General features: G+C 38.2%; 25 protein-coding genes. 19 read left to right on the top strand and 6 right to left on the bottom strand.

Annotated elements, in window-relative coordinates; translation table 11 throughout:
• The 3 genes from RMO03_RS02225 to rimP form a co-directional block, all read right to left on the bottom strand.
• Positions 1–1,008: translation initiation factor IF-2 associated domain-containing protein (locus RMO03_RS02225; protein WP_309640451.1), on the bottom strand; the 1,008-nt coding region annotated here is incomplete at its 3' end.
• Positions 1,009–1,133: 125 nt separating this feature from the next.
• A complete protein-coding gene (nusA, locus tag RMO03_RS02220; protein ID WP_309640450.1) occupies positions 1,134–2,600 on the bottom strand; it encodes a transcription termination factor NusA in 1,467 nt (488 codons plus the stop codon).
• Between the two features lie 89 nt (positions 2,601–2,689).
• Positions 2,690–3,187 carry a ribosome maturation factor RimP gene (gene rimP / locus RMO03_RS02215; RefSeq protein WP_309640449.1) on the bottom strand — a complete coding sequence of 166 codons (498 nt, stop codon included), beginning with the start codon at positions 3,185–3,187 and terminating at the stop codon, positions 2,690–2,692.
• Positions 3,188–3,502: 315 nt separating this feature from the next.
• Between rimP and RMO03_RS02210 the strand changes: the two genes are divergently transcribed.
• Together RMO03_RS02210 and RMO03_RS02205 are read left to right on the top strand one after the other, a co-directional pair.
• Positions 3,503–3,739 carry a YezD family protein gene (locus tag RMO03_RS02210; RefSeq protein WP_309640448.1) on the top strand — a complete coding sequence of 79 codons (237 nt, stop codon included), beginning with the start codon at positions 3,503–3,505 and terminating at the stop codon, positions 3,737–3,739.
• 149 nt (positions 3,740–3,888) lie between these two features.
• Positions 3,889–5,517, top strand: coding sequence for a porin (locus tag RMO03_RS02205; RefSeq protein ID WP_309640447.1), 1,629 nt, complete (start codon positions 3,889–3,891; stop codon positions 5,515–5,517).
• Between the two features lie 61 nt (positions 5,518–5,578).
• Here RMO03_RS02205 and RMO03_RS02200 read toward each other — a convergent pair whose 3' ends face one another.
• Together RMO03_RS02200 and RMO03_RS02195 are read right to left on the bottom strand one after the other, a co-directional pair.
• Complete coding sequence (locus RMO03_RS02200; protein WP_309640446.1) at positions 5,579–6,205, bottom strand: chromophore lyase CpcT/CpeT; 627 nt, start codon at positions 6,203–6,205, stop codon at positions 5,579–5,581.
• A gap of 74 nt (positions 6,206–6,279) precedes the next feature.
• The gene (locus RMO03_RS02195) at positions 6,280–6,903 is read right to left on the bottom strand and encodes a MarC family NAAT transporter (RefSeq protein WP_309640445.1); all 624 of its coding nucleotides are present in this window, start codon (positions 6,901–6,903) and stop codon (positions 6,280–6,282) included.
• 107 nt (positions 6,904–7,010) lie between these two features.
• On the opposite strand from RMO03_RS02195, the gene RMO03_RS02190 reads away from it, so the two are divergent.
• The gene (locus tag RMO03_RS02190) at positions 7,011–7,376 is read left to right on the top strand and encodes a CoA-binding protein (protein ID WP_309640444.1); all 366 of its coding nucleotides are present in this window, start codon (positions 7,011–7,013) and stop codon (positions 7,374–7,376) included.
• Positions 7,377–7,543: 167 nt separating this feature from the next.
• Here RMO03_RS02190 and RMO03_RS02185 read toward each other — a convergent pair whose 3' ends face one another.
• Positions 7,544–9,046 (bottom strand): sodium:solute symporter, encoded by a 1,503-nt coding sequence (locus RMO03_RS02185; RefSeq protein ID WP_309640443.1) that lies wholly within the window; start codon positions 9,044–9,046, stop codon positions 7,544–7,546.
• A 147-nt stretch (positions 9,047–9,193) separates the two neighbouring features.
• Between RMO03_RS02185 and recR the strand changes: the two genes are divergently transcribed.
• The 16 genes from recR (at position 9,194) to RMO03_RS02105 (ending at position 24,571) form a co-directional block, all read left to right on the top strand.
• Positions 9,194–9,814, top strand: coding sequence for a recombination mediator RecR (gene recR / locus RMO03_RS02180; RefSeq protein WP_309640442.1), 621 nt, complete (start codon positions 9,194–9,196; stop codon positions 9,812–9,814).
• 72 nt (positions 9,815–9,886) lie between these two features.
• Complete coding sequence (locus RMO03_RS02175) at positions 9,887–10,678, top strand: polysaccharide biosynthesis/export family protein (protein WP_309640441.1); 792 nt, start codon at positions 9,887–9,889, stop codon at positions 10,676–10,678.
• 8 nt (positions 10,679–10,686) lie between these two features.
• Complete coding sequence (locus RMO03_RS02170; protein WP_309640440.1) at positions 10,687–13,152, top strand: polysaccharide biosynthesis tyrosine autokinase; 2,466 nt, start codon at positions 10,687–10,689, stop codon at positions 13,150–13,152.
• 15 nt (positions 13,153–13,167) lie between these two features.
• The gene (locus RMO03_RS02165) at positions 13,168–14,151 is read left to right on the top strand and encodes an SDR family oxidoreductase (RefSeq protein ID WP_309640439.1); all 984 of its coding nucleotides are present in this window, start codon (positions 13,168–13,170) and stop codon (positions 14,149–14,151) included.
• Between the two features lie 22 nt (positions 14,152–14,173).
• Positions 14,174–15,448: a nucleotide sugar dehydrogenase gene (locus RMO03_RS02160; RefSeq protein ID WP_309640438.1), complete on the top strand. Its 1,275-nt coding sequence runs from the start codon at positions 14,174–14,176 to the stop codon at positions 15,446–15,448.
• Positions 15,449–15,469: 21 nt separating this feature from the next.
• On the top strand, positions 15,470–16,867 hold the full coding sequence (locus RMO03_RS02155; protein ID WP_309640437.1) for a UDP-glucose 6-dehydrogenase: 1,398 nt from the start codon (positions 15,470–15,472) through the stop codon (positions 16,865–16,867).
• A 161-nt stretch (positions 16,868–17,028) separates the two neighbouring features.
• Positions 17,029–17,535 (top strand): ArsR family transcriptional regulator, encoded by a 507-nt coding sequence (locus RMO03_RS02150; RefSeq protein WP_309640436.1) that lies wholly within the window; start codon positions 17,029–17,031, stop codon positions 17,533–17,535.
• Positions 17,536–17,538: 3 nt separating this feature from the next.
• Entirely contained in the window at positions 17,539–18,009 is a 471-nt protein-coding gene (locus RMO03_RS02145; protein WP_309640435.1) for a UpxY family transcription antiterminator, read from the top strand.
• An 88-nt stretch (positions 18,010–18,097) separates the two neighbouring features.
• A complete protein-coding gene (rfbB, locus tag RMO03_RS02140; RefSeq protein ID WP_309640434.1) occupies positions 18,098–19,144 on the top strand; it encodes a dTDP-glucose 4,6-dehydratase in 1,047 nt (348 codons plus the stop codon).
• 12 nt (positions 19,145–19,156) lie between these two features.
• Positions 19,157–19,570, top strand: a complete 414-nt coding sequence (locus RMO03_RS02135) for an FdtA/QdtA family cupin domain-containing protein (protein WP_309640433.1) — start codon at positions 19,157–19,159, stop codon at positions 19,568–19,570.
• A 6-nt stretch (positions 19,571–19,576) separates the two neighbouring features.
• Positions 19,577–19,996: an FdtA/QdtA family cupin domain-containing protein gene (locus tag RMO03_RS02130; RefSeq protein WP_309640432.1), complete on the top strand. Its 420-nt coding sequence runs from the start codon at positions 19,577–19,579 to the stop codon at positions 19,994–19,996.
• A complete protein-coding gene (locus RMO03_RS02125; RefSeq protein WP_309640431.1) occupies positions 19,978–20,913 on the top strand; it encodes a GNAT family N-acetyltransferase in 936 nt (311 codons plus the stop codon). The genes RMO03_RS02130 and RMO03_RS02125 overlap by 19 nt, the downstream gene beginning before the upstream one ends.
• Positions 20,913–21,848 carry a DegT/DnrJ/EryC1/StrS family aminotransferase gene (locus RMO03_RS02120; RefSeq protein WP_309640430.1) on the top strand — a complete coding sequence of 312 codons (936 nt, stop codon included), beginning with the start codon at positions 20,913–20,915 and terminating at the stop codon, positions 21,846–21,848. The genes RMO03_RS02125 and RMO03_RS02120 overlap by 1 nt, the downstream gene beginning before the upstream one ends.
• On the top strand, positions 21,838–22,572 hold the full coding sequence (locus tag RMO03_RS02115) for a methyltransferase domain-containing protein (RefSeq protein ID WP_309640429.1): 735 nt from the start codon (positions 21,838–21,840) through the stop codon (positions 22,570–22,572). The genes RMO03_RS02120 and RMO03_RS02115 overlap by 11 nt, the downstream gene beginning before the upstream one ends.
• Positions 22,573–22,582: 10 nt before the next feature.
• Positions 22,583–23,704 carry a DegT/DnrJ/EryC1/StrS family aminotransferase gene (locus RMO03_RS02110; protein WP_309640428.1) on the top strand — a complete coding sequence of 374 codons (1,122 nt, stop codon included), beginning with the start codon at positions 22,583–22,585 and terminating at the stop codon, positions 23,702–23,704.
• Positions 23,705–23,713: 9 nt separating this feature from the next.
• On the top strand, positions 23,714–24,571 hold the full coding sequence (locus RMO03_RS02105; protein WP_309640427.1) for an ABC transporter permease: 858 nt from the start codon (positions 23,714–23,716) through the stop codon (positions 24,569–24,571).
• Positions 24,572–24,593: the final 22 nt, after the last annotated feature.

The following is a 24,593-nucleotide window of genomic DNA, read 5'->3' as shown; positions in this document are numbered from 1 at the left end:
CACCTCATAGATAATCGCTTCTGTTGGCGCATTAAATGCGTGTTGTTGATCGTCATCTGAATGATGTCTGTTTTTACCTTTAGGCGCACGCCATCCAGCTTTGCCCGCGGTGGTATCGCCACGTGTTTTTAAGCCTCGCTTTTTATTCTCGGCATCAGTCCATTCTTTATTATTGCCTTTGACTTTTTTAGCATCTTTAGCAGCAGCAGGTTTTGCAACTACACCTTCTTTAGCTGCAGGTTTATGCAATGTACCTTCAGAAAGTTTTGCGGCTTTCAGTTTAGCCGCTTCAGCATCAGCTGCTTTTTTAGCTTCTTCATCAACACGGCGTTGTGCGAGCTCTACTTTTTTACGTCTATCTTCTGCTTGCATCGCGGCTAAAGTCGCGTGACGCTTAGCTTCATGTTCGCGCAGAGCAATTTCATCTGCACCTAATAGATCTTTACGACTAATCGTTTTGACTACTGCTGGCTCAGCCGCAACTATTGGTTCGACCGTAGCAGCTACAACAGGCTCAGCAATCACTACAGGCTCGACAACCTCAGGTTTAGCTTCAACCACTTCGACCGCTTTAGGCACGATTACTTCTTCTGCAACAACTTCAGGCACTTCAATCTCAGCCTCTACTGGCTCAACATTCTCAGCAACCAACTCTATGGCTTCGGCTTCAATGATTGGAGTGAACTCTTCTTGCTCATTTAAATCCGAATCAGACTGCTGCTCAATAACACGTTTTTTACGCACTTCCACTTGAATAGTGCGCGCTTTACCTGTGTTGTCCGTTTTTTTAATTTCGGTATTTGATTTACGTGTCAGCGTGATTTTATTTTTAGGCGCAAGCGTACCGTGCTCTTTACGCAGATGGTCAAGTAAGGCAGTTTTATCATCTTCACTCAACTGATCTTCAGCATTCGATTTATTCACGCCAGCACTCTTTAGCTGATCTAATAACAATGCTGTTGGCAGCTTTAATTCGCCAGCAAATTGTTCTACGGTTGTTTGTGCCATCTTGTTGCTCCAGTGTTCTTTTTCTAAGCTTTATTGCCTAGCATTGCTACTTTTATTACTTTATATTTGTGTTACCAAGCAATTCACTCACTCAGTAACACAACTACCACCATTCAAATTCAGCCTTATTTAAACCAAGGCGCGCGCGCAGTCATAATCAATGTTTTTGCACGCTCTGCGTCCATGTTGGTCATTTCCACCAACTCATCCACTGCTAGTTCAGCTAAATCATCCATCGTCGGTACGCCTTTAGAAGCTAATAGATGTGCAGTTTCGTCATCCATGCCTTCCATTGTGAGCAAGTCATCTGCCGCTTCATCTACTTTCTCTTCTTTAGCAATCGCCTCAGTTAACAAAGCAGCGCGCGCACGTTTACGTAGCTCTTCAATGGTATCTTCATCAAACGCTTCGATTTCATTCATTTCAGCTAGCGGTACATAAGCGATTTCTTCTAATGTACTAAAGCCTTCTTGTACCAAAATTTCAGCCACTTCTTCATCTACATCCAATTTATCCATGAACAACTGGCTAACGCCTGCAAACTCTGCCTGATTTTTCTGCGCTGCTTGGTCTACGGTTAAAATGTTCAATGTCCAGCCCGTTAACTCTGAAGCTAAGCGTACATTTTGACCATTACGGCCAATTGCCAAAGCCAACTGCTCTTCATCGACAACCACGTCCATGCTGTGAGCATCTTCATCCACGACGATACTTGAAACTTCAGCAGGCGACATCGCATTGATTACAAACTGCGCTGGCTCCATGCTCCACAACACAATATCCACACGCTCACCAGCCAACTCACCAGTGACGGCTTGTACGCGTGAACCACGCATACCAACACAAGTACCTACCGGGTCAATACGTTGATCGTTACTTTTTACTGCAATTTTAGAACGCAAGCCTGGATCACGTGCAGCAGCGCGAATCTCTAATAAGCCCTCTTCGATTTCTGGCACTTCTAATTCAAATAAGCGCACTAAAAAATCTGGTGTGATTCTTGATAAAATCAATTGTGGCCCACGACCACCGCGCTCAATGCGTGAGAGAAATGCACGTACACGGTCGCCCACACGTAGATTCTCTTTAGGGATCATTTGTTCACGCGGCAACAAAGATTCTATACGACCGACTTCAATAATCGCATTGCCTTTTTCCATACGCTTAATCACGCCTGTGACTAATTTTTCATCACGCGCTAAAAAGTCTTCTAGAATTTGTTCACGCTCAGCTTCACGCACTTTTTGCAAAATGACTTGTTTTGCGGCTTGTGCGCCAATACGGCCAAACTCAATGCTTTCTAGCGGCTCTTCGTAATACTCACCTATTGTTAAGCCAGCAGCATGATCGCTCTCTTCATCGATTTGATAGTTTGAGTTTTCAAGTAAATCATATTCAACATACTGCCAACGTCTAAAGGTCTCGTAAGCACCCGTTTCACGGTCAATCGCCACGCGCACATCAGCATCATCATGATGTTTTTTCTTGGTGGCTGAAGCCAAAGCAAGCTCTAACGCGATAAAAATCACTTCTTTAGTGACGTTTTTTTCATGCGCTAAGGCATCTACCAATAATAAAATTTCACGACTCATTTTCTATCTCCGACTATAAATTGCAGATTACCTGCTTAATATTTCTAATTCTTATGTATCTATAATTTAACTAAAGCACTGGTATTTATCTAAAACACGGGATTCAAACGCGCTTTATCAATGTTCGTTAATGCAATTTTATACGTTACACCATCACACTCAAGCAGCAACTCACCGTCTTCAAGCCCGCGCACAAAGCCGACAAAATTCTTTTTTGTCAGCTGCTTGTCTTTACCATCTGCTTTAGCGCTGGCAATCAATTCAATAATTGGCACACGTAATTTAACGGTAGCGCGCTCGCCGTTAAATCGCACAAAATCCGCCTCTTTCTTCAATACCCGATCCATCCCTGGCGACGACACTTCCAAACGGTCGTAATCAATATCATTTTCAACCGCCAGCAAATTGCCCAACTGATTGCTCACCAAACTACAGTCATCGATATTTACACTATCTTTAATATCTACAGGATTTTGCTTATCGATAAACACGCGCAATACTTTGCCTCGATTTGAAATCTCAAGATCAATCAACTCGTAGCCCAATTGGCTCACCGAAGTTTCTATCAATGTATGCAAATCTTGCATGGCGCGACTACCTTTTAAATCTGGCCTTAAATTTCTTAGCCCAACTAATGCAACCTCGCCACTGATGCGTAAGTTGCAGAAACAAAAAATGGGCACAAAGCCCATCGAAAAATTACCAGCATATTATACCAATGAATTCAATGAATTGGAACCACGTCTAGCAAATAGCAATGCCACTCCCTACTTTTTACTTTCTTAGTTCACTTTATATTCATTTTAATTATATCAATATAAAAACAAATTATTTTTAATTATTATAAAACCGCCTTAAAGTGCATGCATTCGCTTTTACACATACAGGTTAGAGGTTCAATCATGTCACTTAATCATAGCGCTTCACACAATGTAGCCAATCATTCTGTCGCCAGTACACCTAAAAATAGTCACGACCTTAAGCTTGATATCTCGCAAAGGATTTTACGTGCTGTTGAAGAGTTGCAACAAGGCTCTGGCTTTGGTTCTATTGAAATAGTGTTGCATGAAGGTCGCGTGACACAAATTGAAAAGCGCGAAAAACTTAGATTTACCCCAGGATTATCGCAAGCGCAATAATATTTATAGTTTAGCGCTCACAAAAAAATATTGCCTTCTGAGCTAAACAAAATCCCGCTTACTGCACCAGCAGCAGCTAAATAAAATAATTAAAAACATGAACATATTCGCTGACCAGTAAGCTGGAAGCTGAAAATCAGGAGCTTAAAATGCAATTCAAATTTTCAAAGTTTGCCACTGTACTTATTGCTAGTGGCATTATTTCAATTCCCTTATCTGCTTCTGCAAATGACAGTACAGAACTTGAGGAGTTACGGGGCTTAGTGCAAGAGCTGAGCCAACAGGTAAAAATATTAGCTCGTAAAGGTGAAGTGGCGGAAGAAGACGCAACAGCAGCAAAAAAAACGACACCCGTAGTAAAAGCCAGCGCTAACGGCTTTGGTTTGGAGTCAGCAGACGGTAAAAACTCTGTTAAATTCAGCGGCTTATTACAAGCTGATTACCGTTCTTATCAAGACGGTGCAAATGATGTGCGTGGCCGTTCTAATGGCCGTGCGGGTTCACTAGATGACGAGGGTTTTCATGATGCGAATGACACTGCGTTGTTACGCCGTATTCGCCCAACGATTCAAGGTACGTTATTTGGCAAATATGATTTCCGCTTCACGCCTGATTTCGCTGGCGGAAGCGCAACGGCAGTTGATGCTTATTTAGATGCAAGGTTTGATCCAGCATTTAAAATTCGTGCTGGTAAATATAAACCATTTGTTGGCTTAGAGCGCTTACAAAGTGGAGGTGACCTTAAATTTGTGGAACGTAGCTATGTTACCAATGCAATTCTACCGAACCGTGATGTTGGTATTTCACTATATGGTGACATATTGGGCGACAAACTTGCCTATGCTGTCGGCGTAAACAATGGTGTGGTAGATGGTGGCAATGCGAGCACTGGTACAGAGTTTGACGGTAGCAAAGAAGTGACTGCACGCTTATTTGCCACCCCATTTAAAGATGACATCAATGCATTATCAGGCTTAGGCTTTGGTATCGCAGGTACTTATACCAATATTGATGGTGAAAAGAATCTAAACTTTACCGACACTAGCGCGGCTGATGCAACAAGAAATGGCTTACCTAGTTATGTTACTAATGGCCAACAAACATTTTTCCGTTACGGCGGCGGTGTAGTGGCTGATGGTAATCGCACACGGATTGCACCACAAGCTAATTACTATTATGGTCCTTTTGGCTTGATCACTGAATACGCTAGAGTTTCTCAAGAGGTCAGTAAAGCTGTTGGCGGCTCACCTGCTGCAGGTGGCGCTTTACCTGCTGTGAATGGCGTTCTTGACAACACAAGCAGAAAATTAAAGCATGATGCTTGGGAAGTGGCAGCTTCATATTTAATCACTGGTGAAGACGCATCATTTAAAGGTGTTAAACCTAAGAATGACTTTGATTTAGATAAAGGCGGCTGGGGTGCTTGGGAGTTAGTTGCGCGCTATAGTGAGATTAACCTTGATAACGATACATTTAAAAATGCGAATGGTGTTAAATCTGGCGAGTTTGGTGCAGGGTCGACGACAGCTCAAGCTGCTGGTTTAGCCTACGCAGATGCATCCAGAAGTGCAAAATCAGCTAAGTCTTGGACTGCTGGTGTGAATTGGTACTTAAATCAAAATGCAAAAATTCAACTGAATTATGAGCACACTAAGTTTGATGGTGGTGCGCTTGCAGAAGGTTTAGCACAAGCGACCAATGCTAATGCTACAGGCTCTAACGTACGTGATCGTGAAAGCGAAGATGCCATTCTAGCCCGATTCCAAGTTGCATTTTAATCAATGCCAAACGTTAACTAAAACATTCGCTTTGCTCGCAATGACGCTGATCACAATAGCCTTACTTCAACTTATCAAAGATATATCCTGCTTTAGTAGCGCCCCAAACCTGTTTGTCGTCTTTGTCAAAACCTTGGTCCCAGGATAAAACCTGATTGGCTGTTATGGTCACTTTAGAAGTTGCGTAACTTGCACCGCGCAATTCACTCGCGCAGGTTTTTACACCAGTACTGCCTGAAAATTGGTTCTTTGCAATACGATGCAAAACAACTTCACAACCGGGCTTAAGTTCAATGTCGTTTTCCGATAAAGCGTCAAAAGCTTCAGGCGTTTTCCATTTTCCAATCCAGTCTTTTTCATTTTTTAGGGTGTGAATTTCACTGATAAATTCATTTTCACCACGTTGTGAAACTTTATAAATACGAACGCGATAAGGTTTGTCTTGTTTTTTAAACAATGCTTGCTCCACATATAAATAATGCCCTTTGTTTTTCCAAATGGCAACCATGTGCAAAGAAATACTATAATAACTGGTGTCAATCTTAGCTTGCTTTTCCGATGAATATGAGCCTTGCATAATCGACACTAATTCGTTTAAATTCGAGTCACTTTTAACAACAGATGATTGACCAGATTTGCAACTTGTAATGGTTACGGCAATAAAAAATAAAAGTATAATTCTTTTCATAGTAGTGATTTTATAAGGGTTTTAAATTTCAAACAAAGGTAAAAACACAATCAAATATAAAAATTAAAAAGGTGTTAAATCCCTCGAACAATACTCAAAATTGAACTGATGATATATTGAATTCCAATCGCAATAGTCAAGAAGCCCACAATTCTAGAAATCGCTACAATACCTGAAGTTCCCAATATTTTGGAAAGATAATGCGCGCTTTTCAAAATCAAATAAATAATAATCGAAGTCAACAAAATCGCAAAACAAGAAGCCACAATTTCATCGGGCGCATGGTGTTCCTGATAAAAAGCAATCAACAAAGACATCGAGCCCGGCCCGGCCAACATCGGCATCGCCAATGGGGTGAGCGCAATATCATTTCGAACCTGAATCTCCTGTTCGACTTTCTTATTGATTCCTTTGTTTTTATTAAACTTACCGTTGAGTAAAGAAAAACCCGAACTCGCAATAATAATCCCGCCCGTAATGCGCAACGCAGTAATTGTAATCCCGAAAAAAGCCAACACATATTGTCCAATAAAAAACGAAATCATCAGGATGATAAAAACGTCAATCGATGTCCAAAGTGAAATGCGTGATCGTTCTTTTTTAGTGTCATCTTGCGTCAAACCTACAAAAATCGGAACCGTTCCAATCGGGTTCAAAACAGAAAATAAAGCGAAGAAAAGGTAGATGAAAATATCCATGTTTTTGAGGTAAAGTTAACGCGGCATCCTTCCGCAAAGTTACACTATAAATTAATCTAACGTTAAATTTGTCGCAGGAAAGCCCTTGTTTTTCGTAAATTTGTCGCATGAAAAATAAAAAAACCTTAGTACTCGGAGCCACCGCGAAATCAGATCGCTACGCATTCAAAGCTGTCGAAATGCTTGTAGATAAAGGACATTCGGTGTTGGCTATCGGTCAAAATGCAGGTGAAGTTGCCGGAATAAAAATCCAAACCAAAGCCATTCCGCTCAAAAATATCGATACCGTAACGCTCTATCTGAACCCGTTGCGCCAGCGTGATTATTACAATTACATCATCGAAACCAAACCAAAAAGAGTCATTTTTAATCCAGGAACCGAGAATCCCGAGTTCTATCAATTACTAAAAAGCAACGCCATCGAAGTCGAAGTTGCGTGCACTTTAGTGTTGTTGTCAACCAATCAATATTAGATTTAGGTTCTAAGGCTCTGAGGTTCTGAGGTTCTAAGTTTTTTTAGGAGCTATTTCCCGCTTTACGCTTTAATCTTTTGCGCCGAACGCCGGCACAAAAGGATAACCGCTGCAATCGGGGCTAGGGCATTCGGGTTCTTTGCGTCTTTGCGTCTCTGCGAGAAATCCTAAAACTTAGTCTGCGAATCCGCCGGTCTGCTAATGAGCAACAATCCCAAAAACGTCAGCAATCCATTCACAATAATCAACTCATTATCGAACACATAATCGCCAAACAACAACGCTGAATTTTTACTAATCAAAAAACAAATCGCAGGCGATAACAAACAAACATAAGGCACCCATTTATCATGCACCGTCTTCGATTTCATAAACAAACCAAACGAATACAATCCTAAAAGCGGCCCGTAAGTATAAGAAGCAATCTTAAAAATCATGCTCACCACCGAAGCATCATTAATTGCATTAAACACTACAATCACCAAAAACATCAACAAAGAAAATCCGATATGAACAAAATGTCTGGTTTTCACCATATCCGTTTTGTGACTGTTTTCGGTTTTATCCATGCCCAGAAAATCAACGCAGAATGAAGTTGTCAACGCCGTCAATGCACTGTCAGTGGTTGCGAAAGTAGCTGCCGTCAATCCGAGTAAAAACACGACTGAAGGAATAAGGCTCAAATGATGAAACGCAATTTCAGGAAAAAGCAAATCCGTTCTAGGCTTTCCCGTAATCAAATCATTTGGAATCGCAATGTGGTTTTGCTCCGCATAAATGTAAAGCAGTGCGCCGACACTTAAAAAGAAAATATTAATCAATACAAAAATGCCCGTAAAAGTGAACATGTTTTTTTGTGCATCGCCAATGTTTTTGCAACTCAAATTTTTCTGCATCAAATCTTGGTCAAGTCCAACCATAGCGATTGTTACGAAAATCCCACCCAGAATTTGCTTCACGAAATACGTTCCTTTTAGGTAATCTTCATAGAAAAACACCTTCGAATAGTTGCTGTTTTTGACTTGCTCGAACGCTTCAAAAACCGACAAATGCAAACTGTTGCACACAAAGAAAATCGTCAGAAACACCGATGAAACTAAGAAAAATGTTTGTAAAGTATCGGTGATGATAATGGTTTTCAATCCACCACGATAGGTATAAGCAAAAATCAAAGCGAGTGAAATCAACACCGTAAGTGCAAACGGAATTTGGTAAAAATCAAACACATACCGTTGCAATACAATCACGACCAAATACAATCGAAAAGAAGAACCAATAGTTCGGCTTAACAGAAAAATAAAAGCCGCCGTTTTATAGCTTACTGTGCCCAATCGTTTTTCGATATAGCCGTAAATTGATGTCAAATTCATCCTGTAATATAAAGGCAATAACACTTTAGCGATAATGATAAAACCAATGGCGTTACCCAATACAAACTGAAAATATTTGAACTGATTTTCAGGATTCCCCACTTCGCCCGGCACCGAAATAAAAGTCACGCCCGAAAGCGCTGTACCAATCATTCCGAAAGCGACCAAATACCATTTCGAATTCTTATTGGCTTTGAAAAAAGCATCGTTGCCACTGTTTTTTCTGCTCGTGTAATGGGAAATCAAAAAGAGCATTCCGAAGTAAACAACGATCAGCGATAGGATTGCAAAAGGAGTCATAAGTGGGTTTTTAGTGGAAGCCAAAATACGAAAAAAGACTATAAGATTTTAAGATTGCAAGACTTTAAGACTCAAAATCCAGCATCCAAAAATCTTACGGTCTTAAAGTCTTACAATCTAACAATCCAAATTAACTATCTTTGGCGCATGGAATTTTCATCAAAATTATTAGAAAAAGCGGTATACGAAATGGCGCAATTACCAGGAATCGGAAAACGAACTGCCTTGCGTTTGGTGTTGCACTTGCTCAAACAACCTCAAGAGCAAACCCGATTTCTTTCGGAAGCTTTGACGACGATGCGCGAAGAAGTAAAATTTTGCTCTAGCTGTCACAATATTTCAGACGTTGCTGTTTGTGAAATCTGTGCGAATCCGAATCGAAACCATCAAATTATTTGTATTGTGGAAGATATACGCGATGTGATGGCGATTGAAAATACCCAACAATTTAAAGGAATCTATCATGTTTTGGGTGGCAAAATTTCTCCAATGGATGGCGTTGGTCCGAGTCAGTTAAACATTGCAACTTTGGTCGAAAAAGCAAAAACGGGAACGATTCAGGAATTAATCTTTGCTTTGAGCTCTACGATGGAAGGCGATACGACCAATTTTTTCATCTACAAACAAATCAAAGATTATAACATTATAGCCACTACAATCGCACGCGGAATCGCAGTTGGCGACGAATTAGAGTATGCCGATGAAGTCACTTTAGGCAGAAGTATTTTGCAGCGAATTCCACTTGAAATTTCATTTAAAAACAATTAATCATTTTGTTGAGGTTCTTTTTTGTATTTATAAATGAAAAACTATCTTTGTTTGCTAAATTTTTTAAAGAAAATGAATAAAAGAATATTGTTTATATTAGTTTCAATTGGACTAATTTTTACTTCTTGCGTACCCATCAAAGACCTGATATATTTACAAAAAAAAGACAAATCGGAAACAGCAACGGCTATAAACCCTGTAAGTGCTAAACCATATCGACTTCAAATTAATGATGTCATCAGTATTTCTATTAAGGCTAATGACCCAAAATTGGTTCAGATATTTTCTTCCTCAAACCAACAAAATGAAATTGGAAAAAATGATGTGTCGCTTTATTTTGACGGATTTACAGTGAATGATCACGGTAATATTCGGATGCCCGTTTTAGAAGAATTGAATGTTGTTGGTTATACGTTAGACGAAGTTAGACTTCTAATAGAAAAAAGATTATTAGAAGAATATTTCAACAAAGAGGCCAGTATTTTTGTGACGGTTAAATTAGCCGGTTTACGCTATACTGTCAATGGAGAAATTGCTTCTCCCGGAACAAAAACGCTATACCAAGAAAAGCTGACGATTATGGAAGCCATAGCCAATTCGGGTGATATTACGGTAACAGGCGATCGAAAAAATGTAACGATATTAAGGCAAACGCCAGCCGGAACGGAAATGCATAGCATCGATTTGACGGATATCAAAGCCATGCAGTCGCCTTATTATTACATACAATCGAATGATTATATATACATCAAACCTTTGAAACAAAAATCTTGGGGTACGGGTAAAACCGGAATTGAGTCATTATCAACAATATTATCTTTGTTGGCATTAGTAACCACTACTATTCTTCTTTTAAGAAACTAAATACAGGCATGATAGATACAAAAGATTTTTCGTTTTTTGAAAGCCAAAACAGCTTTGATTTTAAAGGATTCTTAATTAAAATCACGAGTTATTGGAAATGGTTTGCGTTGAGTTTAATCATCACTTTTACCATTGCGCATCAAGTCAATATAAGAAAAGAAAAGGTGTATGAAATGGAAACTTCTATTGCGATAAAAGAAGAGAACAATCCTTTTTTTACTTCCAATACGAGTTTGGTTTTCAATTGGGGTGGCACATCGGATCAGGTTCAGAACATCTCAAATACTTTAAAATCGAGGTCTCATAACGAATTGGTCGTTGAAAAATTAAAGTATTATGTCGACTATTTACAAAAAGGGAAATACAATTTTCAAGATGTTTATGGAAAAACGCCTTTTTATATAACGCTCGATAAAGACAAAGCGCAACTTTATAGAACGCTAGTTCAACTAAAATTTATAAGTGAATCAGAATATGAAATACGAATTAATTTTGATGGCTCAAGCGCACCATTAGTAAGGTATTCGGATAATAGTAAGAGTGAAACTTCAGTAGTAGCAGGAGAATTTGTAAAAAGATATAAAGTTGGGCAACAAGTTTCGTTGCCTTTTTTAAACTTTAAATTAGAGATTAAAGACAATCCGGGTTTTTATAAAGGCAACGAATATTATTTCCGCTTCAACGAATTTAATGAGATAGTAGCTGGTTATCAAGGGATAAAAGTCGAAATCGACCCAAAAGCGCCCTCTATTTTAAGGTTGTCTTTGCAAGGCACGAACAAAAACAGAATGCAAGATTACCTTAATGCTACTGTAAAAATGCTAATCAATGAGCAGTTGAACAGAAAAAATCAATTCGCCACCAATACGATTGAATTTATCGACAGCACGCTGATTTCAATGGGAAAACAACTCAAAGAAACGGGCGAAGTGCTCAAGGCATTCAATCAAAACAAAGACATGATTGCCATACAGAACGAAGGCACTGCGATTTCGGATCAACTGCTGAATTATGAAGTTCAAAAAGACGGTATTACTCGAAAAATCACATACTATAATACTTTAAGAACGTATCTAAAAAATAGTTTAGACTATTCTAAGCTTCCAGCACCAACTGTTGCAGGAATCGACGACCCCAATATTTTAGTCAATGTTTCAAAACTAATCGAGTTGTCCAGAGAACGATCTCAATTGGCGTATTCGGTTAAGAGTGAAAAGATTTTTAAAGATTTCGATGTACAAATGGAATCCGTTAAAAACGTTTTGATCGAGAATATTAATTCGGCTAATAATTCCTTAAAGTATGATTTAACTTTGGTTTCCTCTAAAATCAGTCAGTTAGAAGGAACGATTAAAAAATTACCGGAAGACAAACAAGAATATTTGAAGATTATCAGGAAATATGATTTGAGCGATAATATCTACAATGCTTTTCTCGAAAAAAGAAATGAAGCTGAAATTGTGAAAGCTGCGAATTTATCGGATATCCACTTTATTGATCCGGCAAAAGATACAGGAGGTGGACTTATCGGACCGAACACTAGTGTGAATCACGTTTTAGCTGCTTTCTTAGGACTTTTGATTCCATTGTTGATTGTGTTTGTTCTGTTTTTCTTAGAAAACTCGATTCTCAATACTGAAGATATTAGCAAGTTAACTAGCATTCCGCTGATTGGTGTTGTGGGCGTAAAACACTCTAATTCTAACCTGTCCGTTTTCGAAAAACCAAAATCAGCGTTGTCCGAATCCTTTAGGGCCATTCGATCCTCGTTGCAGTTTTTGTATAAAAAATATGATATTACAGGATCAAAAACATTAATGCTAACCTCGTCGATCAGTGGAGAAGGTAAAACATTTTGTTCTTTAAATCTAGCCACGGTGTTCGCTATGAGTGAAAAGAAAACCGTGATTGTCGGACTCGATTTAAGAAAACCAAAGATCTTTGAAGATTTTAATATTAAAAATGATATTGGTGTTGTCAATTATTTAATCGGACAAAAAACCATTGATGAAGTCATTCAAAGTACGCATATTCCACATTTGGATGTAATTACTTCGGGGCCAATTCCACCCAATCCGTCCGAAATTATCATTGGTGAAAGTATGAAAGAATTTATGCGATTGTTAAAGTCTCGCTATGATTATATCATATTGGATACGCCGCCGGTTGGACTGGTTTCCGACGCTTTAGAGCTCGCAGAATACGCCGATTTGACGCTCTATATTATGCGACAAAATTATACCAAAAAAGATATGATTACCTTATTGAATAACCGACTTAAAAGAGGTGAGTTAGACAATATCAGTATTATTTTTAATGGTTTCGAAAATAAAGCCAAATACGGAACAGGTTACGGCTACGGCTACGGCTACGGTTATGGTTACGGTTACGGAAATTACGGAAATGGATATCATGAAGTTGATAAACCTAAAAATCTGATTCAAAAATTCTTGTCTTTTTTTAATAAAAATTAATTTTTAAACACGCTAATGGCAAATTCTTCTATTTATAAAATATTGATTACAGGCGGAGCCGGATTTATCGGTTCTAATTTGTGCGAATATTTTATCCATAAAGGCCATCAAGTAGTCTGTTTGGATAATTTTGCTACAGGACATCGACACAATTTAAACGCCATCATCAACCATCCAAACTTCCAATTGATTGAAGGTGATATCAGAAATTTAGCAGATTGTAAACATGCCGTTGAAGGCGCAGATTATGTTTTGCATCAAGCCGCTTTAGGTTCGGTGCCACGTTCTATCAACGATCCGATTACGACCAATGATGTGAATGTTTCAGGGTTTTTAAACATGCTCGTAGCTTCGAGAGATGCTAAAGTTAAAAGGTTTGTTTATGCCGCAAGTTCATCCACTTATGGCGATTCAGAAGCACTTCCAAAAGAAGAGGAGAAAATTGGAAAACCTTTGTCGCCGTATGCGATTACAAAATATGTCAACGAATTGTACGCCGATATTTTTAATAAAACGTATGGTTTAGAAACGATTGGACTCCGATATTTCAATGTTTTTGGAAGAAAGCAAGATCCCAATGGAGCTTATGCTGCGGTGATTCCTAAATTTGTCGTGCAATTGATGCATCATGAAAGTCCGATCATCAATGGTGACGGTAATTATTCTCGCGATTTTACCTACATCGACAATATCATTCAAATCAATGAGTTGGCGATGTTTACCCAAAATCAAGACGCCGTCAACACGGTCTATAATGCCGCTTTTGGAGACCGAACGACTTTAAACGATTTGATCTTTTATTTAAAAGAATCACTGACGGAGTTGGATGCAGCCATTGCCCAAATCCCTACTATTCACGGACCAAACAGAGCGGGCGACATTCCTCATTCTTTGGCGAGTATTGTGAAAGCTCAAAATCTGTTGGACTATCAACCGAAATATTCCATACAAGATGGTTTGAAAGAAGCCGTAAAATGGTATTGGAGCCATTTAAAATAAATTAGCATTTAATTCAAGAATAATGAAAATAGCAGTTGTAGGATTAGGATATGTAGGGTTACCATTAGCAAGGCTTTTTGCTACAAAATATTCAGTTGTTGGATTTGATATCAATCAATCTAGAGTTGATGAATTGAATTCAGGAATCGATAGTACGCTCGAAATTGAACAGTCACTATTAACCTCAGTCCTGTTGAAAAAACCAACCAACAACGCGATTGGATTGCTTTGTTCGACGGATTTAGATGATATTAAAGATTGTAATTATTATGTGGTTACCGTTCCAACGCCGGTTGATAAAAACAATCGACCAGACTTAACACCGTTGTATAAATCCAGTGAAACTGTAGGAAAAGTATTAAAGAAAGGCGACATTGTTATTTATGAATCAACCGTTTATCCTGGTGTTACAGAAGATGAATGTGTTCCGGTTCTTGAAAAAATCAGCGGTTTGAAATTCAATGTTGATTTCTTCGCAGGCTATTCTCCGGAAAGAATCAATCCGGGTGACAAACTGCATACCGTCGAAAAAATATTGAAAGTTACAGCCGGTTCCACTCCAGAAATCGGAATCAAAGTCAATGAGCTTTATAAATCAGTAATCACCGCCGGAACGCATTTGGCGCCAACGATAAAAGTAGCTGAAGCTGCTAAAGTCATTGAAAACTCTCAACGCGATATCAACATTGCTTTCGTCAATGAATTGTCTAAAATTTTTAATATTTTAGGGATTGATACACATTCGGTTCTTGAAGCTGCGGGTACAAAATGGAATTTTCTTCCATTCAAACCAGGATTAGTAGGCGGACATTGCATAGGAGTTGACCCTTACTATTTGGCTCAAAAAGCACAAGAAATGGGTTATCATCCCGAAATTATTTTAGCAGGAAGAAGGCTCAACGACAGTATGGGCGAATATGTTGCTTCTCAAGTTGTGAAGCTAATGATTAAAAAAGGCGTTGTTGTGAATGGTGCTAAATTGCTCATGTTGGGAATCACTTTTAAGGAAAATTGCCCTGATGTTAGGAATACTAAAATTGTGGATGTAATTTCTGCTTTGTCCGATTACGGCATTCAAGTAAGCATTCATGATCCATGGGCAAATCCCGCAGAAGTAAAACATGAATATAATTTGGTAACTTCTGAGATGTTGCCCAATCAAAAATTTGATGCTATCGTTTTAGGTGTAGCTCATGATAAATTTACGAGTATTGATTTTACTTCCATCAAAAAAGAAAATGCAGTAATTTATGATGTTAAAGGAATTTTAGGCAACATAGCTGATGGTAAATTATAATAAGACTAAGAAAAATACATAATGAAAATTACTTCTATTTGTTGTATAGGTGCAGGATATGTTGGAGGTCCAACCATGGCAATCATAGCACAAAAATGCCCGGATATTAAAGTTACGGTCGTCGATTTAAACATCGAACGGATTGCAGCTTGGAATGACCCTGATGTAAATAATATTCCCATATATGAACCAGGTTTGAGCGATTTAGTGGCAGAAGCCAGAGGGAGAAATTTGTTTTTTTCTACCGAAGTCGACAAAGCCATTGATGAATCTCAAATGATTTTTATCTCAGTGAATACGCCGACTAAAACATACGGTTTAGGCAAAGGAATGGCCGCTGATTTGAAATATATAGAACTCTGTGCAAGGCAAATTGCTAGTGTAGCTAAAGACAATAAAATTGTGGTAGAAAAATCTACTTTGCCCGTAAGAACTGCTGAAGCCATAAAAAACATCCTTGACAATACAGGAAATGGTGTTCAGTTCCAAATCCTGTCTAATCCAGAGTTTTTGGCAGAAGGAACTGCAGTTCAAGATCTTCAAAACCCAGATCGTGTATTGATTGGGGGTAATAATTCTCCAGAAGGAATGGAAGCCATCAATGCTTTAGTTGAAATTTATGCCAATTGGGTTGCGAAAGAAAATATTTTAACGACCAATCTGTGGTCTTCTGAATTGTCAAAATTAACAGCCAATGCCTTTTTAGCACAACGTGTTTCTTCGATTAATGCGATGTCAGAATTGTGTGAAAAAACGGGTGCAGATGTCAATGAAGTTGCCAAAGCAATTGGAATGGACAGTAGAATTGGCTCGAAATTCCTTAAAGCTTCTGTAGGTTTTGGAGGTTCCTGTTTTCAAAAAGACATCCTAAATTTAGTGTACATAGCCAAATCATATGGTTTAAATGAAGTCGCAGATTATTGGGAACAAGTGGTTATTATGAATGATCATCAAAAAAGAAGATTCGCCAATAATATTGTGCAAACTTTATACAATACGGTTGCCGACAAAAAAATTACTTTTCTGGGTTGGGCATTCAAAAAAGATACCAATGATACGCGTGAATCTGCTGCGATTAATGTGGCTGATTATCTATTATTCGAACAAGCTAATATTGCTGTTTTTGATCCAAAAGTTAGGAAAAAGCAAATTATTGCCGACTTAAGTTATCTCAATGAGATTGATGTCAATGATTTCAAAAAAAATATTGACGCTTTCGAAGACCCATACGAAGCATGCAAGAATGCTCATGCGATTGCCATCATGACAGAATGGGACGAATTCAAATCTTACGATTGGAAACGGATCTATGATGCCATGCAAAAACCCGCTTTTATTTTTGATGGAAGAAACATTCTAGACGCTGAAAAAATTAAAGCAATAGGTTTTATCTTCAGTGCTGTAGGAAGTTCCAACTAATTTTTAGCATTATCTAATTTATGGCTGTAAATTCAACGCTTTTGGGTTGAGTTTACAGCCATATTGCTGAGGAATATTAAATAATTGTTTTATTTTTAACATTATTTAATAATTAAAAAAAAACGAGTACTTTTGTTACTCGCTATTTAAGTTACAGTTTAATGTTAGAAACCCTCATTACCTCAAAAACAAGACTCCGAATACTCGTTAAGTTTTTTATTAACGTTGCTAATAATGGTTATTTAAGAGGCTTAGCAGAAGAACTCAACGAATCTACCAATTCAATTCGCAAAGAATTAAACAATCTTTTGGATGCCGGTTATTTAGAGAAAGAATCGATTCAAAATAAGATTATTTACAAAGCCAATACAAAACACCCACTATTTTCTGTTTTGCAAAAAATTGTTCGCCAACACATCGGTTTAGATGCGATGGTCGAAATGATTTTGCAACGTATGGGTCATGTAGAATACGTAGTGATTATCGGCGATTATGCAAAAGGAATCGATAGCGGAACCATTCAAGTAGTGCTGGTCGGAAATGATTTGAATTCAGAATACATAGAACAGTTGATGATTAAAATTGAAAACGAAATAAAACGCAAAGTCAATTTTCACATCACAAACAATCATGATGGTGAAGGAATGATTATTTATGAAGCATCCTAAATTATGCCTTGGTATGTAATCTACACAAAACCCAGAAATGAAAAAAAAGTAGCAGAGCGATTGCTGCAAATAGGCATTACGGTATACTGCCCGATGATTACGATGATGAAGCAATGGTCAGATCGTAAAAAGAAAGTGCAAATGCCGTTATTAAACTCTTATGTTTTTGTCTGTTTGGAGGAAAAGGAAAGAGAGCAAGTGTTTCAAGTAAGCGGCGTAGTGCGATACTTGTTTTGGTTGGGAAAACCAGCCATTGTTAGAGAGGATGAAATTGTTGCCTTGCAAGAAGGACTCAAAGATACGATGACTTCATTTGAAGTTAAAGGCATAAAAATAGGCGATGTGTTGCCGATTCCAACCGGACCGTTTCAAGGAAAAGAAGGAATCATCAAACAAATCAATAAAAATAGTTTACAGTTGATTCTGAAAGAATTGGGTGTTTTGATTACACTCAATAAAGAAGAAAACAAGTAAATATATAAAGCTTGATAATGAATTGGTTAGCCCGTAGCATGGGACTGACAGGGCGAAGCCGTAAAAAAAATTAACGAATATTTTAAGAATGAAAAAAATACTAATCACCGGTGGCGCAGGATTTATAGGCTCACATGTAGTTAGAAGAATGGTGCAAAAGTATCCAAATTATCAGATTTTTAATTTGGATGTGTTAACCTATGCAGGCAATTTAGAAAACATTGCCGATATCGAAAACGAACCGAATTACAAGTTCATTAAAGGCGACATCGTCGATGCGGATTTTATTACAAATCTGTTTCAACAGCACCAATTTGACGGCGTTATTCATCTCGCTGCCGAATCGCATGTCGACCGTTCGATTACCGATCCATTAGCTTTTGTGAAAACCAATGTGATTGGTACGATGAATTTATTAAATGCCTTCAAAGAAATCTGGAAGGACAATTTCGAAGGCAAACGCTTTTATCACATCAGCACCGACGAAGTCTACGGAACTTTAGGCACCACAGGTTTATTCACCGAAACAACAGCATACGATCCGAATTCTCCGTATTCCGCATCGAAAGCCAGTTCAGATCATTTCGTCAGAGCTTACGGAGAAACTTATGGTTTGCCGTATGTGATTACGAATTGCTCGAACAATTACGGACCAAATCATTTTCCGGAAAAGCTAATTCCGCTACTCATCAATAATATCATTCAAAACAAATCATTGCCGGTTTATGGCGATGGAAAATATACCAGAGATTGGCTTTTTGTAAAAGATCATGCGGTTGCTATCGATTTGGTTTTTCACGAAGGTAAGAACCACGAAACCTATAACATTGGCGGTTTCAACGAATGGCAAAACATCGATTTAGTAAAACTGCTTTGTAAAAAAATGGATGCTAAATTGGGCAAGCCTGAAGGTACTTCCGAGCAACTCATCACTTACGTGAAAGACAGACCAGGCCATGATTTGCGTTACGCCATCGATGCCAACAAAATCAATAAAGAATTGGGTTGGAAGCCTTCTGTGACTTTTGAAGAAGGTCTAGAACAAACCATCGATTGGTATTTGGATAACAAAGCTTGGCTCGAAAATGTAACCAGTGGGAATTATCAAAAATATTATGAAAACCAATATCAATAGGCGTTAATTGTTATGGAAACCATGCAAGATTTTACAAAACCGCACATCATCAACTTACCCAAAATCATGGATGTAAGAGGCAATTTGTCTTTTCTGCAAAATCAAGATCAAATTCCTTTTGATATCCAACGCGTATTCTGGATTTACGATGTGCCTGGCGGAGAAACTCGCGGCGGTCATGCCTACAAAACCCAACAAGAAATTATCATCGTCATCAGCGGAAGCATCGATATTATAGTCGTGGATGCGCAAGGAAATCAAACCAAATTCAGCCTCAACCGATCGTATTCCGGTTTGTATATTCCACCGATGCATTGGCGCCATTTAGAAAATTTTTCCACGAATTCAGTTTCCGTGCATTTGTCGAGTTCTGATTTTTCAGAAGCCGATTATATCCGAAACTACAACGAATTTATTGTAAAATAAAAGGGTATGAAAACATCTACTGTATTTGATTGCACCATGGTTGAATTACCCATCAACCATCAAGACAACGGAAACTTAACATCAGTGAGCAATAGCGTTCAGGTTCCGTTTGATGTGAAAAGAGTCTATTATTTATATGACGTTCCAGGTGGTTTCAGCCGTGGCGGTCATGGTCATTTAGAGTTACAGCAATTGATAGTAGCATTAAGCGGTAGCTTTGATATTATTGTCGATGACGGAAAAGTAAAAAGAACGTTCCACCTTTCAAGACCCAATATGGGCTTGTATATGCCGTCAGGTTTGTGGCGTGAATTGGACAATTTTTCAAGCGGTTCGATTTGCTTTGTCTTGGCTTCAATTGAATATGATGAAAAAGATTATTTTAGAGATTATGAAAAATTCGTCGCATGGAAATCTTTGAAGTAGATTCAAAACAATACGCCGATATTTTTTCAAAACCGTATCACTTTTTTAATGCGGCAGCGTTCAATGCGATTAATGCTTATAAATGTGAACAAGTTTTTTATTTGATTTTTAAAGATTCAAAAACCAGACTTGGAATCATTTTCGGATTGCGCGATAACAAATTGGTGTCGCCATTCTCAGCACCGTTCGGAGGTTTCGAAAGCGCCAGCGACGACATTCGTCTACAACAAATTGATGCCGCTTTAGAAGCTTTAATAACTTGGGCAACCTCCAAAAAAATTCAAGGCATGCGCATTGTTTCGCCTTCGTTTTTTTACAATGAAAATTTCTTGAATAAAATATACAACTGCTTATACAGAGCCGGTTTTGAAAGCAACAACATCGAATTGAACTATCAGTTTCCAACACAGAAATTTACAGAAAATTACCAAAATGAAATTTGGTACAATGCACGTAAAAATTTAAAACGAGCGTTTCAAGCCGAGCTAACTTTCGAAAAATTAGCGAATGAAAACGCAAAAGAAGCTTACGATGTCATTGCCCAAAACAGAAAAGAACGCGGTTTTCCTTTGCGCATGACTTGGGAGCAAGTGCAGGAAACGATGACGGTAATGACCGCTGATTTTTTCTTAGTCAAAAAAGACGAAACGCCTATCGGAGCTGCAGTAGTTTTTCATGTAGCCCATCAAATGGTTCAAGTGATTTATTGGGGCGATTTGCCACAATATTCTGAATATAAAACCATGAATTTCTTGTCGTTTCATCTGTTTCAATATTACAAACAACAAGGAATTAAAATTATAGATATCGGCCCGTCAACAGAAGATTCTGTTCCAAATTATGGTTTGTGTGAATTCAAAGAAAGCATCGGTTGTGATATCAGTATTAAAACCGAATTTTATAAAAAATTGCAATAATGTTTGTTGTCAATCCCGATCCTTTTTTATTGCCGACGTATAGGATAAGTCCATTTAGGACAGAAGATATGGCACGCAATGCAAACTTGCCCGAAGATGATTTTGCATCGACTTATTTCGACAATCGATTTGGAAAAGGAAATTGGGCATACACCTTCAACGGTCGTGAAGCCATTCGTTTGGCACTCGAACACTATAATTTACAGTCGAATGATTTGGTGACGATACTCACGACTTCGGAAAATTTCTATATCAGTTCTTGCGTAACCAAAGAAATAGAAGCTGTTTGCCAATGGAATCGAGAAATCCTTCCCGAAACCAAAATCATTTTTGTCAACCACGAATTTGGCTATCCGCATCCAGACATCGAAAAATTAGCAGCCACAGGATTACCCATCATTGAAGATTGTTGTACCACCTTTTTTAGTCAAGATACTGCTGGAAAATTAGGACAATATGGCGATTTTTCCGTGTATAGTTTTCCGAAGTTTTTCCCAATTCAAATCGGTGGTTTGTTAGTTTCGAATGGCAATCATCCAATTAAGAACAGCCGTGAATTAGATGAAAAAGAAACGAGTTACATTCAAAACGCAATATCCAATTTCTTAAAAAACGAAGCGGAAATTTTACAAAAAAGAAAACAAAACTGGGACTATGCCGTGCATCAATTTTCAAAAATGGGATTTACGACACGCTTTGAAACCCAACAAAATATAGTGCCTTCAGCGTTGCTTCTAAACAACAACGGCATCATTGAAGATTTGAATATGTTGAAATTATTTTTAAACCAACACGGAATTCAAAATAGTGTATTCTACGGAGAAGATGCTTTTTTTATTCCGATTCATCAAAGTTTAACTAAATCGGATTTGGATTATTTCAGTTACGTTTTCACCCAATTTATGAACCCTAAAAGCGATTCGGATGTACGATAAAAATGAGTATCAGATAAAATACCAAAGCCTCACTTTCGAAGACAAACTCAGAAAATACAGAATGGAGTATATAGTCGATTATTTAAAGACTATTAAATCCAACAAAATTTTAGAAATCGGTTGCGGCAATGATCCCATTTTCGCACAGTTTGATGACTATGAAGTGATGGATATCGTCGAACCCGGAAATCATTTCTACGAATCTACGAAAAACAGAATTGGTGATAATAAGAGAGTTTCGATTCAGAATTGTTTCATCGAAGAAGCCACTTTGGATTTGAAAAACCAATACGATGTCATTGTCATTGGCGGTTTTTTGCACGAAATTGACAATCCACAAGAAGTCTTATCTGTGATTAAAAAAATCGCAACTTCAGAAACAATCGTGATTACTTACGTTCCGAATGCGAATTCTTTCCACCGATTGTTGGCTTTAGAATCGGGGTTGATCAAATCGAATTACGAGTTTTCAAAAAACGACCAACTTTTTGGAAGACAAAATGTTTTCAATCAGGAATCGATTGGTGCATTGTTCCAGAATACAGGCTTCAACGTTTTGCAATCGAGTACTTATTTTGTAAAACCTTTCACCCACGAACAAATGGATGCCTTGGCTGGATTACCTTCTTTTAGCGAAAAAATTCTCGACGGCTTTTATAAAATGACCAAATACATGCCCGATTTAGGATGTGAAATCTTTTTGGCTGCCCGTTTAAACGCATAAATACATTCTAATGATTAAATTTTTAGACCTCCAAAAAATCAACGCACAATACGCTGACGAACTTAAGCAAGTTGCTTCTGAAGTTATCGATTCAGGTTGGTTTTTAATGGGTGGCAAATTAACGAGTTTCGAAACTCGATTGGCTAATTACATTGGCGCTTCACACGCGATTGGTGTTGCGAATGGTCTCGATGCATTGCGTCTGATCCTCAAAGCTTACATCGATTTGGGTGTCATGGCACAAGGTGATGAAGTGATTGTTCCCGCGAACACCTATATCGCTTCACTTTTAGCAATTTCAGATAATGATTTGAAACCGATTTTGGTCGAACCCAACGCTGTGTCTTTCAATCTCGATATCGATTTAATCGAAAAACACATCACGCCAAAAACCAAAGCCATCATGGTCGTGCATTTATACGGTCAAGTGTGTTGGAGTAAAGATTTGGAAGCCTTAGCCAAGAAATACAATCTCAAAATCATTGAAGATAATGCACAAGCGATTGGCGCGGAATGGAACGGAATCAAAACCGGTAACTTGGGCGACGCCGCCGGATTTAGCTTTTATCCCGGAAAAAATTTAGGAGCATTAGGCGATGCAGGTGCAGTAACAACCAACGATGCAGCCTTAGCAGAACAAGTCCGAGCGCTAGGCAATTACGGTAGTAAACAAAAATACGTCAATGAGTTTCAAGGTTTGAACAGTCGACTCGATGAAATTCAGGCTGCTTTTCTTGAAGTCAAACTCAAGCATATCGATACCGAAAATCAATACAGAAGAAAACTCGCGACGGCTTATTTGAATGGTATTAAGAATCCGAATATTCAATTGCCGGTTCCCAATAACTGCACATTCCATCACGAAGAAAACACAGAACACGTTTGGCATTTGTTCGTCATTCGCCATTCGAAAAGAAATGAATTGCAGGAATATTTGACGCAAAATGGCATTCAGACTTTAATCCATTACCCGATTCCGCCCAACAAACAATTGGCTTATGAGGAATTGAATGGTATGGATTTTCCAATCACGAATGAGATTCACAATACGGTTTTGAGTTTGCCGATTAGTCCGGTTTTGTCCGAAGTAGATGTGGCTACAATAATCAATGCATTGAACAGTTTTAATTAACATAGAAAAATGAACGATACATCAGAAATGCAGGAATGGGAATCAGAAATCAAAGCCGAAGATTCTTTATTCTCGATCAATTTTAAGGAAGTTTGGCAATACCGTGACTTGCTTTTGATGCTTGTAAAAAGAGATTATATTTCGACCTACAAGCAAACCATACTCGGGCCGATTTGGTTTTTCGTGCAACCCATATTGACAATGATTATTTACGTTATCCTGTTCGGGCAAATTGCAAAATTATCGACCGATGGCACACCACAAATCGTTTTCTACTTATCGGGAATCACCATCTGGAATTATTTCTCAGAATCACTTACCAAAACATCATCCGTATTTAGAGATAATGCTGCGATTTTCGGAAAAGTATATTTTCCAAGATTGATTATGCCGCTATCGATTGTGGTTTCCGCGCTGATTAAATTCGGAATCCAGTTTACGTTGTTTATTGCGGTCGTATTGTATTACACTTTCATCGAACATCGTATCGAACCCAATGTTTGGGTTTTGGCAACACCGTTTTTGCTGTTGTTGATGTCGCTGTTTTCGTTAGGATTGGGAATGATTTTCTCTTCGATGACCACCAAGTATAAGGATTTAGTGTTTTTACTGACATTTGGAATCCAATTGTTTATGTATGCCACACCAGTAGTGTATTCCATGGGTTCGATTCCTCAAAAATACCAATGGATTGTCAAGGCAAATCCACTAACGGGAATCTTCGAGTGTTTCCGATATGCCTATTTGGGTTCCGGAAGTTTCAACCCGAACAGCTTATTATTTAGTACAGGAGTCATTGTTGTTTTACTCGGTTTAGGCGTTGTTATTTTCAACAAAGTCGAGAAAAGTTTTATGGATACGGTTTAAATATCCAAACCAATTAAATGTC

This window comes from Flavobacterium sp. (assembly GCF_031411595.1).
Lineage (GTDB): Bacteria > Bacteroidota > Bacteroidia > Flavobacteriales > Flavobacteriaceae > Flavobacterium.
The sequence above is the reverse complement of the archived record's forward strand: the minus strand, read 5'-3'. Positions and strand labels throughout refer to the sequence as shown.

Bases quoted from the DNA above. Each gene is read 5' to 3' on its own strand.
- RMO03_RS02105 (WP_309640427.1), top strand. From the start codon at position 23,714: ATGAACGATACATCAGAAATGCAGGAATGGGAATCAGAAATCAAAGCC.
- RMO03_RS02165 (WP_309640439.1), top strand. From the start codon at position 13,168: ATGGCAAATTCTTCTATTTATAAAATATTGATTACAGGCGGAGCCGGA.
- rimP (WP_309640449.1), bottom strand. From the start codon at position 3,187: ATGCAAGATTTGCATACATTGATAGAAACTTCGGTGAGCCAATTGGGC.
- RMO03_RS02185 (WP_309640443.1), bottom strand. From the start codon at position 9,046: ATGACTCCTTTTGCAATCCTATCGCTGATCGTTGTTTACTTCGGAATG.
- RMO03_RS02170 (WP_309640440.1), top strand. From the start codon at position 10,687: ATGATAGATACAAAAGATTTTTCGTTTTTTGAAAGCCAAAACAGCTTT.
- RMO03_RS02150 (WP_309640436.1), top strand. From the start codon at position 17,029: ATGTTAGAAACCCTCATTACCTCAAAAACAAGACTCCGAATACTCGTT.
- RMO03_RS02110 (WP_309640428.1), top strand. From the start codon at position 22,583: ATGATTAAATTTTTAGACCTCCAAAAAATCAACGCACAATACGCTGAC.
- RMO03_RS02130 (WP_309640432.1), top strand. From the start codon at position 19,577: ATGAAAACATCTACTGTATTTGATTGCACCATGGTTGAATTACCCATC.
- RMO03_RS02195 (WP_309640445.1), bottom strand. From the start codon at position 6,903: ATGGATATTTTCATCTACCTTTTCTTCGCTTTATTTTCTGTTTTGAAC.
- RMO03_RS02200 (WP_309640446.1), bottom strand. From the start codon at position 6,205: ATGAAAAGAATTATACTTTTATTTTTTATTGCCGTAACCATTACAAGT.
- RMO03_RS02115 (WP_309640429.1), top strand. From the start codon at position 21,838: ATGTACGATAAAAATGAGTATCAGATAAAATACCAAAGCCTCACTTTC.
- RMO03_RS02160 (WP_309640438.1), top strand. From the start codon at position 14,174: ATGAAAATAGCAGTTGTAGGATTAGGATATGTAGGGTTACCATTAGCA.
- nusA (WP_309640450.1), bottom strand. From the start codon at position 2,600: ATGAGTCGTGAAATTTTATTATTGGTAGATGCCTTAGCGCATGAAAAA.
- RMO03_RS02210 (WP_309640448.1), top strand. From the start codon at position 3,503: ATGTCACTTAATCATAGCGCTTCACACAATGTAGCCAATCATTCTGTC.
- recR (WP_309640442.1), top strand. From the start codon at position 9,194: ATGGAATTTTCATCAAAATTATTAGAAAAAGCGGTATACGAAATGGCG.
- RMO03_RS02145 (WP_309640435.1), top strand. From the start codon at position 17,539: ATGCCTTGGTATGTAATCTACACAAAACCCAGAAATGAAAAAAAAGTA.
- RMO03_RS02120 (WP_309640430.1), top strand. From the start codon at position 20,913: ATGTTTGTTGTCAATCCCGATCCTTTTTTATTGCCGACGTATAGGATA.
- RMO03_RS02155 (WP_309640437.1), top strand. From the start codon at position 15,470: ATGAAAATTACTTCTATTTGTTGTATAGGTGCAGGATATGTTGGAGGT.
- RMO03_RS02125 (WP_309640431.1), top strand. From the start codon at position 19,978: ATGGAAATCTTTGAAGTAGATTCAAAACAATACGCCGATATTTTTTCA.
- RMO03_RS02190 (WP_309640444.1), top strand. From the start codon at position 7,011: ATGAAAAATAAAAAAACCTTAGTACTCGGAGCCACCGCGAAATCAGAT.
- rfbB (WP_309640434.1), top strand. From the start codon at position 18,098: ATGAAAAAAATACTAATCACCGGTGGCGCAGGATTTATAGGCTCACAT.
- RMO03_RS02135 (WP_309640433.1), top strand. From the start codon at position 19,157: ATGGAAACCATGCAAGATTTTACAAAACCGCACATCATCAACTTACCC.
- RMO03_RS02205 (WP_309640447.1), top strand. From the start codon at position 3,889: ATGCAATTCAAATTTTCAAAGTTTGCCACTGTACTTATTGCTAGTGGC.
- RMO03_RS02175 (WP_309640441.1), top strand. From the start codon at position 9,887: ATGAATAAAAGAATATTGTTTATATTAGTTTCAATTGGACTAATTTTT.